At 68.7% G+C, this 1189-nt stretch carries 1 protein-coding gene; it reads right to left on the reverse strand.

Features of this window, described 5'->3' with window-relative positions; genetic code table 11:
- Positions 1-906 (reverse strand): transporter substrate-binding protein (locus ACFWFR_RS19430; RefSeq protein WP_377624215.1); only part of this gene is annotated, 906 nt, incomplete at its 3' end.
- Between the last annotated feature and the right edge of the window lie 283 nt (positions 907-1189).

Genomic DNA, 1189 nt, shown 5'->3' on the forward strand with positions numbered 1-1189 from the left:
GTCGATGGTCTGGTAGTAGTTCCAGGCCGTGAGCTGGCCCTCGACGTTCTCGATGCCGATGCCCCCGACCTCCTCCTCGGCGATCGAGACCGACACGACCGGCATGGCGTCCGGGCCCAGGCCCGCGTTCTTGTACTCCTTGAAGAACGCCACGTTGGAGTCGCCGTTGAGCGTGTTGAACACGGCGTCCGCACCGGCGGCCTTGACCTTGTTGACGATCGTGGAGAAGTCGGTGTGGCCCAGCGGCGCGTACTCCTCGCCGAGGACCTCGATGCCGTTGGCCTCCGCGTAGGCGTTGATGATCTTGTTCGCCGTGCGCGGGAAGACGTAGTCGGATCCTACGAGGAAGATCGACGTCGCCCCCTGCTCCTTGAGGTAGTCGAGGGCCGGCACGATCTGCTGGTTGGTCGTGGCGCCCGTGTAGAAGATGTTCGGGGAGGACTCCAGGCCCTCGTACTGCACGGGGTAGAAGAGCAGCGCGTCGTTGTTCTCGAAGACCGGGAGCATGGCCTTGCGCGAGGCCGAGGTCCAGCCGCCGAAGACCGCCGCGGTGCAGTCGTCCGTGATGAGCTTCTCGGCCTTCTCCGCGAAGGTCGTGGGCTCGGACGCGCCGTCCTCGGCCACGACCTCGAGCTGCTTGCCGAGCACGCCGCCGTCGGCGTTGATCTCCGCGACCGCGAGCCGGAGCGAGTCGTGGACCGTCTGCTCGGAGATCGCCATGGTCCCGGAGAGCGAGTTGAGGAGTCCGATCTTGACGCTGTCGCCCGAGACGTCGACGCAGCTGGCCGCCGCGGACGAGGCGCTCCCCCCGCTCGCGTCGGTCCGGGCGCCGCACCCGGAGAGGACGAGCGCGAGGACGAGGGTTGCAGCGGGCAGAGCGCGTGCGGTTGCTCGTGAGGTGGCCACCGAGGTTCCTTTCACCGAAGGTCGACAGGACCGGAGCGCTCGGTGCCGAGCGGTCCGTCGTGCGGTCGGTGGGCGCCCTCCGGCGACCTCTCCCGGCCGTCCACGAGGGGCGTATACAACGCTGTGCCCACTGGTGTAGACGCTAGGGAGACGGTGTTTCGCCGGCGCTGCCCGCGGTGTTAACGCTCCGTTTCCCGGGTCACGATCGGGTCACGGGCTGAGGCGCCGTGCCGGCCGGGACCAGGAACGGCGAAGGGCCGCCCGGCCAGGTCTCCCTGGCCGG

It is taken from the genome of Oerskovia sp. NPDC060287 (genome assembly GCF_042726775.1).
GTDB lineage: Bacteria > Actinomycetota > Actinomycetes > Actinomycetales > Cellulomonadaceae > Oerskovia > Oerskovia merdavium.